General features: G+C 48.9%; 12 protein-coding genes. 3 read left to right on the top strand and 9 right to left on the bottom strand.

What is annotated here, in order from left to right; translation table 11 throughout:
• Positions 1-9: 9 nt before the first annotated feature.
• Positions 10-861, top strand: a complete 852-nt coding sequence (locus tag EHN06_RS11505) for a hypothetical protein (protein WP_127332713.1) — start codon at positions 10-12, stop codon at positions 859-861.
• 145 nt (positions 862-1006) lie between these two features.
• Here EHN06_RS11505 and EHN06_RS11500 read toward each other — a convergent pair whose 3' ends face one another.
• From EHN06_RS11500 to EHN06_RS11480, 5 genes are all read right to left on the bottom strand, one after another.
• Positions 1007-2467: a lipopolysaccharide biosynthesis protein gene (locus tag EHN06_RS11500; protein WP_127332712.1), complete on the bottom strand. Its 1461-nt coding sequence runs from the start codon at positions 2465-2467 to the stop codon at positions 1007-1009.
• Positions 2464-3615, bottom strand: a complete 1152-nt coding sequence (locus EHN06_RS11495) for a glycosyltransferase family 4 protein (RefSeq protein WP_228257484.1) — start codon at positions 3613-3615, stop codon at positions 2464-2466. The genes EHN06_RS11500 and EHN06_RS11495 overlap by 4 nt, the downstream gene beginning before the upstream one ends.
• 11 nt (positions 3616-3626) lie before the next feature.
• Positions 3627-4823 carry a polysaccharide pyruvyl transferase family protein gene (locus EHN06_RS11490; RefSeq protein ID WP_127332710.1) on the bottom strand — a complete coding sequence of 399 codons (1197 nt, stop codon included), beginning with the start codon at positions 4821-4823 and terminating at the stop codon, positions 3627-3629.
• Positions 4824-4898: 75 nt separating this feature from the next.
• Positions 4899-6020 carry a glycosyltransferase gene (locus EHN06_RS11485; protein WP_127332709.1) on the bottom strand — a complete coding sequence of 374 codons (1122 nt, stop codon included), beginning with the start codon at positions 6018-6020 and terminating at the stop codon, positions 4899-4901.
• Entirely contained in the window at positions 6017-7090 is a 1074-nt protein-coding gene (locus tag EHN06_RS11480; protein WP_228257284.1) for a polysaccharide deacetylase family protein, read from the bottom strand. Before EHN06_RS11480 ends, EHN06_RS11485 begins: the two co-directional genes overlap by 4 nt.
• A gap of 78 nt (positions 7091-7168) precedes the next feature.
• On the opposite strand from EHN06_RS11480, the gene EHN06_RS11475 reads away from it, so the two are divergent.
• Together EHN06_RS11475 and EHN06_RS11470 are read left to right on the top strand one after the other, a co-directional pair.
• Positions 7169-8308: a glycosyltransferase family 2 protein gene (locus tag EHN06_RS11475; protein WP_127332708.1), complete on the top strand. Its 1140-nt coding sequence runs from the start codon at positions 7169-7171 to the stop codon at positions 8306-8308.
• A gap of 87 nt (positions 8309-8395) precedes the next feature.
• A complete protein-coding gene (locus EHN06_RS11470) occupies positions 8396-9496 on the top strand; it encodes a DegT/DnrJ/EryC1/StrS family aminotransferase (protein ID WP_164735608.1) in 1101 nt (366 codons plus the stop codon).
• Positions 9497-9508: 12 nt separating this feature from the next.
• Here the strand turns inward: EHN06_RS11470 and EHN06_RS11465 are convergent, their stop codons facing one another.
• The 4 genes from EHN06_RS11465 to EHN06_RS11450 all read right to left on the bottom strand — a co-directional run bounded on the left by EHN06_RS11465 (position 9509) and on the right by EHN06_RS11450 (position 14258).
• Positions 9509-11056, bottom strand: a complete 1548-nt coding sequence (locus tag EHN06_RS11465) for a hypothetical protein (RefSeq protein WP_127332706.1) — start codon at positions 11054-11056, stop codon at positions 9509-9511.
• Positions 11057-11247: 191 nt separating this feature from the next.
• Entirely contained in the window at positions 11248-12108 is an 861-nt protein-coding gene (locus tag EHN06_RS11460) for a cupin-like domain-containing protein (RefSeq protein WP_164735607.1), read from the bottom strand.
• Positions 12109-12252: 144 nt separating this feature from the next.
• On the bottom strand, positions 12253-13365 hold the full coding sequence (locus EHN06_RS11455; RefSeq protein WP_127332704.1) for an acyltransferase family protein: 1113 nt from the start codon (positions 13363-13365) through the stop codon (positions 12253-12255).
• Positions 13338-14258, bottom strand: a complete 921-nt coding sequence (locus tag EHN06_RS11450; protein WP_127332703.1) for a hypothetical protein — start codon at positions 14256-14258, stop codon at positions 13338-13340. The genes EHN06_RS11455 and EHN06_RS11450 overlap by 28 nt, the downstream gene beginning before the upstream one ends.
• Between the last annotated feature and the right edge of the window lie 4 nt (positions 14259-14262).

The following is a 14262-nucleotide window of genomic DNA, read 5'->3' as shown; positions in this document are numbered from 1 at the left end:
GTGACCAATATGAAATATGCAATCATATTATTATTTGCTTTGTTTGGCTTCAGTCTGTCTATCAATGCTCAAGAGTTGGGGGCGCCATGGTTTGAAGACAGTTTTGAGTCGGGTGATTTCTCTACTTCATCAAAGAAAGGTGAGGGTAGTTTAAGATGGAGTTCGTCGAATGTTTCTGTCTCCAGTTCTTATGCCAAAACAGGAAGTTATTCAGCTAGGTTTGTTTTCGGTCCCAATGCAGATGGAGAAGATTCGTGGCGTGAACTTGGATTTCGATTTGATAGCGGGGTTCCTGAAATTTGGGTAGAGTATTGGATATTATACCCAGATAATTATTATCATCGCTCCCAATCTGGATCCTCTAATAACAAGTTTTTTCAGCTTAACTATAATGGAGCGCCAAAGCAATTACTAACCGTTGAGTCTGCTGTCCAGGGTGGAGGGGCCTCGTTGATGAGACGATTTCTTTCTACCACTCAGAAGCCGGACGGCTCTAATAATTGGCCAGTGAATGATTCCGACACTAGTAACTTTATTGGTTCGTCTAGTGAGTTTGCTATTCAATTGGGTCAATGGACCAAAGTAAGGATTTATTATAAAGCGGGATCTGATGGGATAAAAAACGACGGAAGAGCCGAAGTATGGATAAATGACAAATTGTTTCATGCTTTAGATTGGCCCTTCTGGGAGCCTGACAATCAAGGCTGGATTAATGGTGGATATGTTCTGGGTTGGTCAAATTCTGGTTTCTCACAGGCAACATCGATTTATGTTGATGATTTCAAAGTGTATACAACTGAGCCTAGTGTAACTAGCAATCCTAGACCTAATCCACCGAGTGACTTTAAAGTGAATAATTAAGGAAAATTATATTTTACTTTGGAGGTGTTTTAAATGGTGCCGTTGGAAGTCAACTTGGCAGGGGGTTGTTGTTGTTTTTAGTCTCGAGTAATCCTAATTTTTTGTTTTGTTAAAGTTGTTTTGAGTCAGATAGGTTAGGCTGTCGCTAACGGTTCTTTTTAAAAACAGGGATAATGTAATCTTTAGAGTTGATCAGTTCTGACTTGTTGAATAGTGTGATTGTGATTAATATGGATCCAATGGCGGCAATAAATATTTTATAAATAATGCTACTCGCTGTAACCTGCTGCGGTACTAATATTACGTCTAACAGTGTGGTTGCTGATAAGATAGCTAGCGCGATTGTTAAAGGGGTTTGACTTATTTTTAAAGCATAAAGCTTGTTTGCAGAATGAAGAGCGTATATATACTGAGCTATAGAACCTGCAGCAAAAGAGATTGACGCTCCAACAAACCCCCAAGATGGAATCAGACTAATATAGAGTATAGTTATTGATGCTGCCGTGAATACGTTATTTTTCGTGATTTCCAAGGTGTTGTTGGTATACATAAAACTGAAGTTGTTGAAAATAGTAAGGCTTTGAAAAATGGATGCCACAACAAGAAACGGTATCGCATTAATCGCAGGGTGAAATGACGAGGCTGACATTAAGATAATAACTGTACTTGAGAATATGTTAACGCCAATGCCAGATATTATAAGTAGTGCTGATATTAGTCTGAATGCGAGAGAATATGCCGGGTAAGGGTTTTCGGTCTTTGCAATAGCAAATCGCTCTGTTTGCCAGTACTGGGAAAACGGACTCCAGATAAGTACCATGACAATGCCGCCAAACTTGGCTGCTAACTCATAAAGTCCAACTTCATCCAAAGATGAGAATATTCTTATATAGTACTTGTTTGAAGATCCAATATACAGCCCGATTAATCCGGAAATCCATAAAGGCCAACTGAACTTTAGGATGGTAATGGAAATATCTTTTTTGGGGCTAAATCCTGTTCGATAAAGTGTGTAAGTAGTTAAGGCTAATGAAATTAATACGGATGATATTAAACTACTTAACGCTAGTCCCATTAAGCCCCAGCCAAGTATTACAATAGTATAAACGTTAAGGCCGAGTTGTAGGGCAAGTTTGGCCATGTTAAAATTAAAAAATGTCCATGGTTTTTTGATAATTCTTATATACGTAAGAGAATACAGTTCTAGCGCATGGGTGAGTATTAGGGCGGAGAAAATTACTATATATATACTATAATCTTGATCTCCAAAGACAATTTTAGATAATGGCGTTGAAAACCATGCCATCAAAAAACATGAAAAACCGCTAAAACAGGATGTGACAAGAAATGCAGTTGTAACAACAGATTTTTTTCGGTTTATGTCTTCTTCTTGGTGGTAGAATTTTGGAACCGCCTGAAACATATGTCCACCAAAAATTATTTCAAACAGGCTTACTACAAATACTAAAAGACCTATAACTCCGTAGTCTGCCGGGGTTAAGTAGTTTGTATATATTGGCAGCATTATAAAGCCGACTAACTGCCTTGAAATGTTGCCGAAAGCATATATTGCTGAGTGTTTTACCATTTGCTGTGTCTGGGTCACAGCGAGTACTCCACTTGATTTTCCAGTACCTCAATAATATTAATCAGTCCTTTTGCCTGCGCCGTACGTGAATAATAGTTGATTACACGGTCACGGCCCTTTTCCCCCATCATTTTAAGGTGATCGGGGGTATCGAGAAGGCGGTGTAAGGTCTGTGCCGCAGTCCTGTAGTCATTTACCGGGAAGGTACGTCCGGTATCGGAGGAAATGGCTTCATTGAGTCCTGGTAAGTCTGAAACGAGAATCGGCAGGCCGGTGGCAGCCATTTCCAGTGACGACATGGGGAATGAATCCCATTCGGTGGAGGCAATCATACCGACAGAACAACTTTTCAGTAGGGAGGGCACGTCGCTGCGGTAACCGCCGAATGTGATGTGTCTGTTCACCTCAGGGTCTTGCAGGAATTCGGAAAAGTTTTCTTTCTCTCCGTCCCGATTTCCGAGAATCAGGAACTGCACATTCGTTCGTTTCAAGTCCTGAACCAGTACTTTAGCGGCCTGTAATATCACATGTACGCCTTTCCGCCGCTCCATATGGCCAGAGAAAACGACAATGCTCCTTTCCTTAGGGATATTGAAGCACTCGTGGGCATAGTGCTTCAGGGTAGGGTCAGGTGAGAATTTTTCTGTATCAATCCCAGTCTTTACGACAGATGTCCTCGAATAAGGTATTCCCCGGCCATTGACTGCGGTGTTACGCATCCCTTCCGATTGAAATACATAATGGTCAGGCCCGTATCGCCTGGCGGAGACCTCCAGTTTCTTGAGCAAAAGTTTGATCCCGTTGTTTACGGAGCTCATGGGGGCCCCCCAATAGGACACAAAGGTTTTAACACCTCCTCTTCTCAGCGCCTGGTACATTGGCGCGGACACAGGCTGATCAAACCCGAGCAGGCGAGTGATTTCGTTGTCCCTGATGTAATTCTCGACGTCCCGTAGTCTATCGGGGTCAGAGCATCGCGTTCTCAGTTGAAGAACGTTCGTGAGGTTTTCCGGTAGGGACGGGGTCATGCCATTGTCGAGGTTGGCATAGGCGTAATGCACTTTACTGATATCACCCGTAAAGTGCTTCGCCACTTCAAGGAACGTATGCTCATGGCTCGATGCTGCGTAGCCAGGATTGGATTCGCAATGAAACAACACCATCATCCCTGTCACGATCAAGCGTCCTCTGTTACTTCCCGGTGTGGCTGTATTCCGGCTTGCTCGGGTTTGCCGGCAAGCAGGTCGTAAGGGTGTTCGCTCTGCTGCCTTGCCTCTTTCTGTATTCTTTTCGCCGCTTCGATAAAATTGGCTCTGGAGTTCAGAGCTTCTTCTACCAACGGTTCCAGGTTGGCCGCTATGTCTGCGACGGAGGTAACAAGCGGCTTGAGCCCCAGTGCTTCGAAGGAACCCCGTAGTTTGGCCTGGGTATACTCATCAACGTAGACACCCACTGCCGGAACACCGGTAGACAGTGCAAAAACCAACTGGTGATAGCGCATGGATACAACAAGCTGACTATCAGCCGTTAATGCTTTTAATGCTGAGGCTAACGGAATCGGAGATACCAGTTCAAACTGCTCATTCTGCCAAAGATGACGGATCTGATTGGCCAGTTTGATGTCGCCCGCGATCCCTCCCGGGGCGTGGTGGGGGATAAATACTGTATTAAGGTTCTTCGCCCGAACGGCCTGCTCAATAACCCCGGCAACTCTGAGTACGGCCTGGTCGTCCATTCCGCCAAACTTTCTCATCGAAACGCAGGCGAAAGGCTGGTTCCGTGAGCAGATGTCACGGGTCGTTTCATTGTGCTTTTTCTCCAGGTAGCATGCATCGTCCAGTGCGAAATGAACGGGCGCACTAACCTGGGTTTGGGAGAAATGGATGTCCCGCGTGCCGATCCACCTGGCTTTCGGCAGTATTTCGTCCACCTTCTTGCGGTGACTTTCAGTGTAAGGACCAATCGTCTGGCTGACCAGATAGACGTCTTTCCGGAAGAGGTTGGCGATCCTCAGTAGCCGCAGGCGTGATTCAAGAACGCCAGGCCACACACTCGTCATGTTGCCGCCTCCGCAGATGATTATTTTGTCACAGCGTAGAACCTGATAAATGTTTGTGAAGAGTGCTTTGAAATAGGATAACGGCTTTCTCCACAGTAAACGGCGGAGCTGCTCATCCGGGACGTGGTAGAACGCGAATGCTTTGATTCCATAGGTTTCCGGAACTTTGGCAGGGTCTGCGCAACCCAGTATGAGGTTGTGTTTTCCGACCCGTTTGCCGAGGCGCTCAATAGCAACTTCAGCCATGGCTTCGTCACCCACGTGGTATTCCGGTCCCAGCCCCGTTATATCTGAAAGCATGAGAATTTTCGGCATTTTCCTTTGTCTCTTAGCCACTGTGCGATCCTATGATTGGAATCCCTTCGGTCCTACTGTGCACGCTCTTTTTAATCAGGCTGAGTCATTTTTATATAGTGCTATGTATTTCAGGGTGTTTTTATGGATTCCGAATACGTCGCGGACGCGGGCCAATCCTTCCTGCTGTTTCCGGTTTCTGCCCGCGCCTGTCTCTAATATTGTAGTTGCTATTGAGGCATAGCTTTCGGCAGATTGATCCTCAACCAGCCATCCGCAGTTTCCATGATCGAGAATTTCCGGAATTCCCCCTGCTCGATGAGCAGCTACCGGTATTTCAAGTGCCAACGCCTCGAGTAAGGTCATCGGTAGCCCCTCGTGGTCTGACGTCATCAAGAGTAAATCAAGCTTTCTCAATTCCCGGAGTGCGGGGTTCACAAAGCCCGTGAACTCGATATGGTCGGAGATGTTTAAATCCTCCGCTAACTGTTGAAGCTGGCCTTCCAGGGGGCCGGAGCCGATGATAACTCCAGTGCAGGCAAGGCCTTGCTCATTTAACAGTGCAATGGTCCGTAAAAAGATGTCCACTCTTTTCACCGCGACCAGACGCCCCACGATCCCGATTCTAAGCGGGGTTTGCGGTGTCTTTTCAGGCACAAGCCATTGTTTACGGACTTCGTCGACATCTATGAAGTTGAAAATCTTATGCACTTTCCCCGGAAACATGGGGTGGAGTTTTTCTTCCAGTTGGGTTGATACTGCGATGATCGCTTGCTGACGGAAACGGCCGAGGAGGATATCCAGGTGGTGAATGAGCCATTTAACCGGTCGTCTGGGGGTGAACGCCGTTTCCGGATTGCCGTGGATGGTACGAACGGAGTAGGGCACCCGTGCGAGGTCCTTGCCAATAATACCCAGGATGTTTTCTTTGAAACCGTGGGTATGAACAACGCGGGATTGATGTTTCCGACAGTGATTTCGGATCGTCCGGATTATCTGGAAAGGGGTTAGGTGACCTTCATCGGCAATGTCTACAGGCATGTCGATTTCCCGGAGCTTGGTGCTGAGAATGCCCTCGTTAAACACCACGGCGGTCGGTAGAACTGCACCTGACGTTTTCAAGGCCTTGCAAAGGTAGTAAATCTGCACCTCTGCCCCTGCCCAGAGGTCGCCGGAAACGATATGGGTCACAACTGGAGGCGGTTCATTACTGCTCATAGAATGCCGCGGCCTATGGTTGCAAGGAGGGTGCGGTAGCTATAACTGTTTCCGTCATGCAAATTGAAACGACGTAGGCCAAAGGGATCCCGGTTCATTTTGTTCCACCCTGTATGGGTGGTGCAGGCTGCCTCGTAGTGCTCAGCTACCAGCTTTTCTCCTTCACTTGTTATGTCACCGTTGGGATAACAGAAGACCGGTACAACACCCTTCCCGAGAGCTCTCAGATCATTGAGACAATCGACGATTTCGCGTTTCAGCAGAGAGGTCTCTTCGATTCGATTCAGTCGGTAATGGTGTTGAGTGTGTGCCCCGAAACGGATCAAGCCATCCGCAGCCATGTTGACGAGTTCTCGAGTGTTCAATATAGAACGGCTATTGGCCTTCTCTTCTGACTGACGCTCTTGGGGCTGTATGGCATTGAGATGTTTAAGGATGGTTTGATCATCAAGGGCTTTTAGTCTAGTTATTACTTCATCCGCTTCGTTTAAGGTAAGAGGTTTCTCTGTTGCTTTTTGACTGGGTAAGAAGGGAATTAGCCAGCGGAATTCGGGAGGGGAGTCCGGAATTGCTCTGGTCGTTAGCAGGGCCATAACCTGCTCTGGCCAGAATGTCTGGTTTGTGTCTACAAGTTGAGTAACCAGGAATATCGTAGCAGGGACATTTTCGGCAGCCAGAACCGGGTAGGCGTACTGGAAGTTATCCCTCCAGCCGTCATCGAACGTTAGAGCGAAAGAAAGTGCGGGAAGTTGGTCGCCGCCGGCCCGTTTGTCGAGCCAGTCGTTCAGATGAATGGGGATGGCGCCCAATGACTTCATGGTCTGAATATGGGACTGCAGAGTTTCTGGGGCTGTTACCATGCCGGGCTGTTCCTGCTGGCGCACCGGATGGTCTTTCGGCAATATTCTGTGGTAAGTGAGAATGATCAGTGTCGGCTGGGCAGTGAACCGGATTTTTACCCAGCCAATCAGAGCCAACACTGTCAGCGCAATGAACTTCAGACCAGATCGCATATAGGCCAACTCCGTGCCTCCTTGGGCGTAGCCAATGGTTTTGGCTGTACTGTCCATGTATAGTCTGTTAACAGAGCAATTTTGCCAGTCACAAGCGGAATTGTCATTAATGCCGGTTCACATGGATGGAGACCTATGCTGGTATTTCTCTTCTGGTTGTCCCTGCTGGGATCCGTATTCAGTTATCTGATCTATCCCCTTGTATTAATGCTCCTGCCCAAGCGGAAACAGGCAAGCTTGCCCGATCCGGTAAAAAATGGTGACTGGCCAACAGTTTCCCTCATTGTAACGGCACATAACGAAGAGGGGCGCATTCGGGAAAAAATCGAGAATTGTCTGAGGTTAGACTATCCGGATCTGGAGATTCTGGTCGCTTCCGACTGTTCCACGGATGCCACAGATTCTATTGTTGGCGAGTATCGGGACCACAATGTTCTTCTTGCCCGTGCAGAAGAACGGAAAGGCAAGGAACACGCCCAGCATCAGGCAATCCTGAGGTCTTCCGGAGAAATTCTCGTATTTTCTGATGTAGCCACGGCTATTCCGGAAGATGCTATTCGCAAGCTGGTGCGCTATTTTGCCGATCCGGCGGTTGGTGCTGTCTCCAGTGAGGACCGGTTTGTCAGCCGTGATGGTGGTGTCGTGGGTGAAGGAGCCTACGTGCGTTACGAGATGTGGCTGCGCAGGCTGGAGTCCGCACGTTCAGGGATAGTCGGACTCAGCGGCTCTTTCTTCGCTGCCCGAAGAGATATTTGTTTAAATCATTGGGATATCTATTCGCCGAGTGACTTCAATACGGCTTTGAACAGCGCCAGGGAGGGGTTAGTAGCCGTTACCGCGCCGGATGTGCTCGGGTATTATCAGGATGTAGCGGATGCCTCGAGAGAATTTCACAGGAAGGTCAGAACCATTATTAGAGGAATAACCGCAGTGAGCAGGCACCCGGAGGTTTTGAACCCGTTGCGTTTTGGTGCGTTTGCGTTTCAGGTATTCGGGCATAAGCTCATGCGGTGGGCTGCGCCCTGGTTTCAGATCGTTTTGCTGGTTACTTCGTTATTACTGGCGGGCAAGGGGGGCATCTATTTCCTGGCTCTCGTTGCGCAATTGGCGTTCTACGGCATGGTGTTTGCCGGTTATGTATACCCTCCCTTACGGGGCCATCCTGCTGTAAAAATTCCTTACTTTTTTGTTCAGGTCAACATTGCGACTGTACATGCCATGGTAAGTTTTCTGTCGGGCCGGAGGATGACTGTATGGACGCCATCCCAGCGCTGATCGAAACACGGGTATCTGTCAATGCTTGGTAAATTGAGGCCTGTCGGTAGTCGGGTACCACGCCCCGATGCATCTTCCGGACTTGGTTTGAGCTGGAATGACCATTACCGGACGGAGTTCACAGGCTCAGGCACTGAGGCACTTTCAATAGCTGTTGCCATTGCGATTGCTCATAAACCCGAAGTGCGGGAACCCGAGGTGATTATTCCCGCTTATGGGTGCCCCGACCTCGTTTCAGCCATTATCGCACAAGGAGGAAAGCCGGTTTTGGTGGACCTTCTGCCTGAATCTCCGTACATGAATGAAGCTCGGGTCCGGGATGTTATCACCACAGAAACGGTGGCGGTGGTGGGAGTGGATTTTCTGGGTATCCCTGAGCGCTTGGACGTGTTGTCACAGATTTGTCGCGATAAGAACCTGTTTCTCATTGAGGATTCCGCTCAACGCTTCCCGCCGGTCAGCTCGGACAAGCCCCTGGCCGACCTGGTCGTATTGAGCTTTGGTCGTGGCAAGCCAATCAATCTTATGGGGGGAGGGGCGGTTTTCATCCGCCGGGAGCTTGCTGATCGCTCCCTTGCGGTTGTTGATCGCTATCCGTTGTCGGATCTTGTAACAGGGTTCACATGGATGCTTAAAAGGTCTGTTTTTAATCTTCTGATGGCCCGATTCCCATACTATTTTCTGGAAAAAATACCCTTACTGGGAATTGGAGAAACCCGGTTCCGTAAGCTCAAGATGATTTCCAGGCTTGAGCTTCCAGCAGAGCTGGTGTCGTCAGGGATTCGTTATTTTCATGGACGGCCCTTGATTCATAGGCTGTATGATAGGGAGCTGAGATTCATTGAGACATTCGGTTGGAAACTTCTGGGGAAGCGGGAAAGTGGTCGTGCTTGTGGTGACCCGGATTCGGAAACGCCGAGACTAAGGTACGCCGTATTGGCGCCGGATAATGAACTACGTAATCAGGCTCTGCGTTCGCTTAACCGGTCAGGTATAGGAGCCACTGCCTTTTACAATAATACCCTTCCACGCATTGAAGGTGTTGATGAGTTACTGAAGGAGGAGCACTTTCCCTGTGCTGACGATTTCGCCTCGAGACTCCTGACCCTTCCCTGTCATGAGGACGTGAAAGCTGCTGACATTGCCCTTATAGCCAATATATTCAGCGAACTGGGTATCCACAGGTAAATCGATTTCTGCCTATTCGATTGTTCTTACGCCAATTTCAGAATATTCCCCTTCCAGGCCATCCGTGTCTATGGCTCTTATCCTGAATTGCCATTCTCCAGGTGCGAGGTCATGGATCACATAACTATTATAGGGTGTTGGTTCCACGAAAACGGTTTGTTCATCACCACCGGCTCCATCCAGTTTGATCGCATCTGCAACCACGTAACCGTCAGCATCATTATTGATTTCGACAACAAGCGAGGTATCGCTGGTTACAAAGGAGCCCAAAGGCTGCCAGGTTCCCCCATCGCTCCGCTGATCAACGGTAGCGGTTCCCGTGACTTGTTGTCCGTTACTGTCAATATAGGTATAGCGATAGGTTGCGTTCGAGGCTCGCAGGTCACTTGATACCCAGTGAGCCGACAGGTTGTAGGATGTTTGCGGTGAGAGTTCATAAACCTGCCATTGGGCGGTTACTTCACCTGATCCCGGGTCCATGATGAAGTAATTATCGCCGATGTACCCGCCATACCCTGTGGAGGTGCGCCCGCCGCCATAGGAGCTGAATGCTGTGGAGCTATTATCAATGATGCGTTCTTCTGAAGTGGAGGTCTGGCCGTAGGCGAGTTCGTATTGTGCAATCTCACCTTCTTCGAGAGTGCTCCCATCGGTTCTTTGCGTGGGCGCCTCCCAGGTCAGCAGTACTGAGTTAGCTGGCAATACGCTGTTGCTGTCATTCGGATCTGTGTCAGCCAGGTATTCCTGATAGTTGGTAAGGCCGTCTCCGTCGGAGTCCGATGCTCCATCATCAAGTGTCGGATCCAGACCGTACGCCACTTCGAATCCATCAGGAATATAATCACCATCCGTATCCGGGTTGGTGGGATCGGTCAGTAAGAGGTATTCATCCTTGTTGGAAAGCCCGTCGCCATCCGCATCCAGTTCGGCATCTGACGGGTCGTTCGGATCCAGTCCATATTGGATTTCCCATTCGTCGGGAATGCCATCGCCGTCTGTATCGTCTGTTGTCGTTGGTTCTTCCTCTGGCTCTGTTACGCCAGTTTCCTGGAACAGAATCGCATCAGCAACAACCCATCCATCAGCATCGTTGCTGACGGTTACACGCCCTGTGAGCGTTGACATGCGATAGGTGCCGAGCTTGAACCACTGCCCACCATTTTCTCTTTGATCAACGGTCACAGTCTCGGTCACGAGGTTGTTGTTACTATCAAGATGGTGAACGATAAACTTAACGTTGGAACCCCTGCGTGACGTTGATGTCCACTTTGCGTATACATCAAAGGTCCTGATAATGTTTAGATTCCAGGTGGCGACATTCTCACCTGTTCCGGGATCTGAGATGAGGTAGTCCTGTCCCTCGAAACCTTGAATGGCTGTGGATATATTCCAGTTGCCTGTTGTATAGAAGCCAATGTCATCTCTATCGATGATATGTTCTGAGGCACTACCTGCGGCAGTGGGAGGAAGGTCTTCAATATCAACCGGTACCCGGGTTGCACAACCCGCAATCATGGAGCCAGCTATAGACAGAAGTACTACCGTGTTGGGTTTCACCATGACAGCACCCTCTGCGACAAATCGATTTGATGTGACTGGTTTGAATCCACCTCATACAAGCATGGCATATACCGGCCATATTCAAAGGTGAAGGCTAGTTTTTGTGATTATATCTGCTCATTTTTTATTCAATAAGTGAGCGGCTGAAAGCCAGGCGGTATAGACATTGATGCTTGTTGTTTCGGCAGTCGTTAAGATACCAACGGCTTAAAGCTTTCGTGCCGGGGATGATAATCTCCCCGTGTCTGACGAAGCATTTCGTAGCACGTTGCAACGCCATATTTCAGACCGTCGGGTAAAAATCGTAATCGTGGCAGTTTCCGGTCAAACAGGGCAGATCGTCTGATTCGATCGGCAAGCGGACATACGAAGGACAGGCTAATGGTGACAGACAAGTCGTGATCCCTGGTTTCCGTGCAATGAGGGCTGGTTGAAGGCATGTAGAGTCCCAGTCCCGGCTCGAGATTCAGAATCAATGCTTTCGTGTCGAACGCCGGGTCGTATTTTAAAGAGGGCGGGTTAGCGTCGCCGCCGAAAAATTCCCGCAAACTTTGCTTGGACACCAGCTCCGGGTCATTGGGACTAAAAGCAAGAAATCGTTTGTTGCCACGTAGTTGCAGCAGTAAGTTGCTGCCGTAGTCCATATGAAATGGGGTGGTTGCTGCACCCCTGCTTATAAAAAGGGAGCCTGTGCAAAGCTTGACCTGGCCATAGGTCGGCGGCAGGGAGGAAGTAAGTGCAGCGGCCATTTCAAGAAACAGGCGTCTGAGCATGGGGGTATTTTCTATCTCATGCAGTACGATCCAGCAGTCGTTATCGTCACTGTCAAACAGCTCTACTAATTCTGGTGGTGAAATCTTGCGTGTATTGAACACTTCCTGCCATTTTTGCGATGGAATTTTGGTCTTTATCTTTTCAGGAGAGACGGAGTTCAGCAATCTGATCAAATTTTTGTTGCTAAAAAGCCCCTCCCCATGACAATCGTGGACCACGATCGTCGGTTCTTTTCCCAAGTCACCCCTATAGGATGAGGATGGCTGAAACTGAATCATAAATATGACCTGACAAGTAACATATCGCGATTCGTAAACCATAATTAAATGATAGCTTTCACTGGTGGGCTGGCTAGCAAGCTGTTGGAATGATTTGAGCTGATCATATAGCGCTCATAACGCAACGTTCTGTCGCTATGGCAGTCACATTGAGCGGGGCTTCAGACGCTTGCGCATGGGAGCTTCTATGAAGCGGTAGGTAAGGGCTGATATTCCTATCAGCATGATGAACATCATCGTTATGACTGCCAATTGTGCAACTAAAGGGAGTTCTTGGTGGGTGAGAGTGCCGGTAAAGAACAGCGCTCCGTCTTTCAGGACGTCCATCAGCAACCAGTGTACAAGATAAATGGAGTATGAAATCGCACCGAGATATACAAGCAGGGGATGGTTCAATAGGTGGTGGCTTTGTTGGGGGAGACGGGAAGCACACAGTACCAGCCAGAAAAAACCGATAACTGATGGTACGCCAGGGGCCGGAACGGCCAGTATGGAGAGGTTCAGTATCAATACTGGCGACACGAGTTTCGCGGACGCAAGCTGACTTAAAACTCTCATCCGGTAGCATTGGAATGCCAGGATGCCGAGCGTGGCTTCGCAGAGGCACCTGACCAGCATGGGCCAGCCAGCGTAATAAAGGCCGAGATCCCCAAAATGCCATTCAATGATGACAAGCGGGATGACGGCCAGAACTGCCACGAAGACAAACCGCTGCTTATGCAAGTGAAGCAGTGGCCGCAAAAGGAAAGGGAAGACAAAATACATTATCCATTCGGCACTGATAGACCAAGCCGGTTCGTTCCAGTAGGCCTGCCAATGGAGGGTTTGTACCAGGAGGAGATTGGTGAGCAATGTCTCTGCGCTTTGTTTGCCGGTAAAGGGGGCGGGGAGATGTCCCATGCCCGCTGCGCCGAAAAACCCGAGAAGCCATTGCAGCCCTTCAAAGCCCACGAACAACGACAACATGAACAGGTGCAGGGGATAAATACGGGCGAAACGGGCCTGGATAAAAGGGCGATAGTGTTTATTTGTCACCCCGTTCCGGAAAGTGTCGTGATAAATATAGGCGAGTACGAAACCACTTAATATAAAAAACAGGTCAACCCATAAGTACGACTTTTCAAACAGGCGAGACGGAGTAAATGCAGCAACGTCGGGCATAACGACAAACGTTAAGTGATGCCACACCACGAAAATAGCAGCGATGCCTCTGAGGGACGTGAGCGCGGCTAGTTCGGGTTTTCGTTGCTTGCCCATTCGCCCACCCTGAAGCCTGCCTGGCTTCCTTTGCTGACGGGTTTATGTGTGTGACTAACCAGATTGTGAGCCCAATCTGAAATGGCTTTGATAACGGCTTTCCTGTCTTCGGGCTCTGACAGAATGTGCGTAGCGTTAGGGTGGTGAATCACGGTCAGGTTGTCGCCGAAGGCAACGGATTTAAAGCAGTCCTCAAACTGTTTCTGGTATTTGTAATGTTCATCCCCGAAAAACACATACAACATGTTCAAACCACGTTCATTCAGTTTCTGAAGGCCCTGTTCCACCTCTTGTCTGGGCGGATAGCCCGCAAAATTCGGCACTTCAAAGTAACGTTCTTCAATACCTGAGACTTCCGCGCCCCTTTTTACCTTGATCAGTCCCAGTTTGCGCAATACAAACTGGGTCCAGTGAGACAGTGAGAGAATCCGGGGGGCGTAGTGCAGGATGTAACTCTTCAAGGTGCGGTAACAATACCCGTCGAGCTGGGCGGTACCGATGACCCTCTGGTCGCTGAGCGCGGTGCGGTAGGACGCAAACGCCCCTGAGCACAACCCGTAGAGTATGAAACGGTCAAATTGCTTCCATTGGCCCAGATAGTCCATGACCTCCTGCACCTCCTCGACGGCAGCCTGAGCAGCGGTTAAGGTGCCCCGGCGTGCTTCGCTATCTCCAATTCCGGAAAAATCGAAACGGAAAGTGGCAAGCCCTGCACGTTCGGACAGGTTACGAGCCAACGTCACTGACAGCCGGCAGGAGCCCACACGATGTATAACACCCGAATTCAACAGGATGACGGCGGTGTTTGGTGCGGAATTTTTATCCGGGGCGGGCTCACTGAGCACTCCGACCAGAGGCAGATTATCTCCGACCATGACTACCTGTTCGCGCATGATC

Origin of the sequence: Marinobacter sp. NP-4(2019), assembly GCF_003994855.1 — a bacterium.
Classification (GTDB): domain Bacteria; phylum Pseudomonadota; class Gammaproteobacteria; order Pseudomonadales; family Oleiphilaceae; genus Marinobacter.
This window is presented reverse-complemented; position numbering and strand designations above follow the sequence as displayed.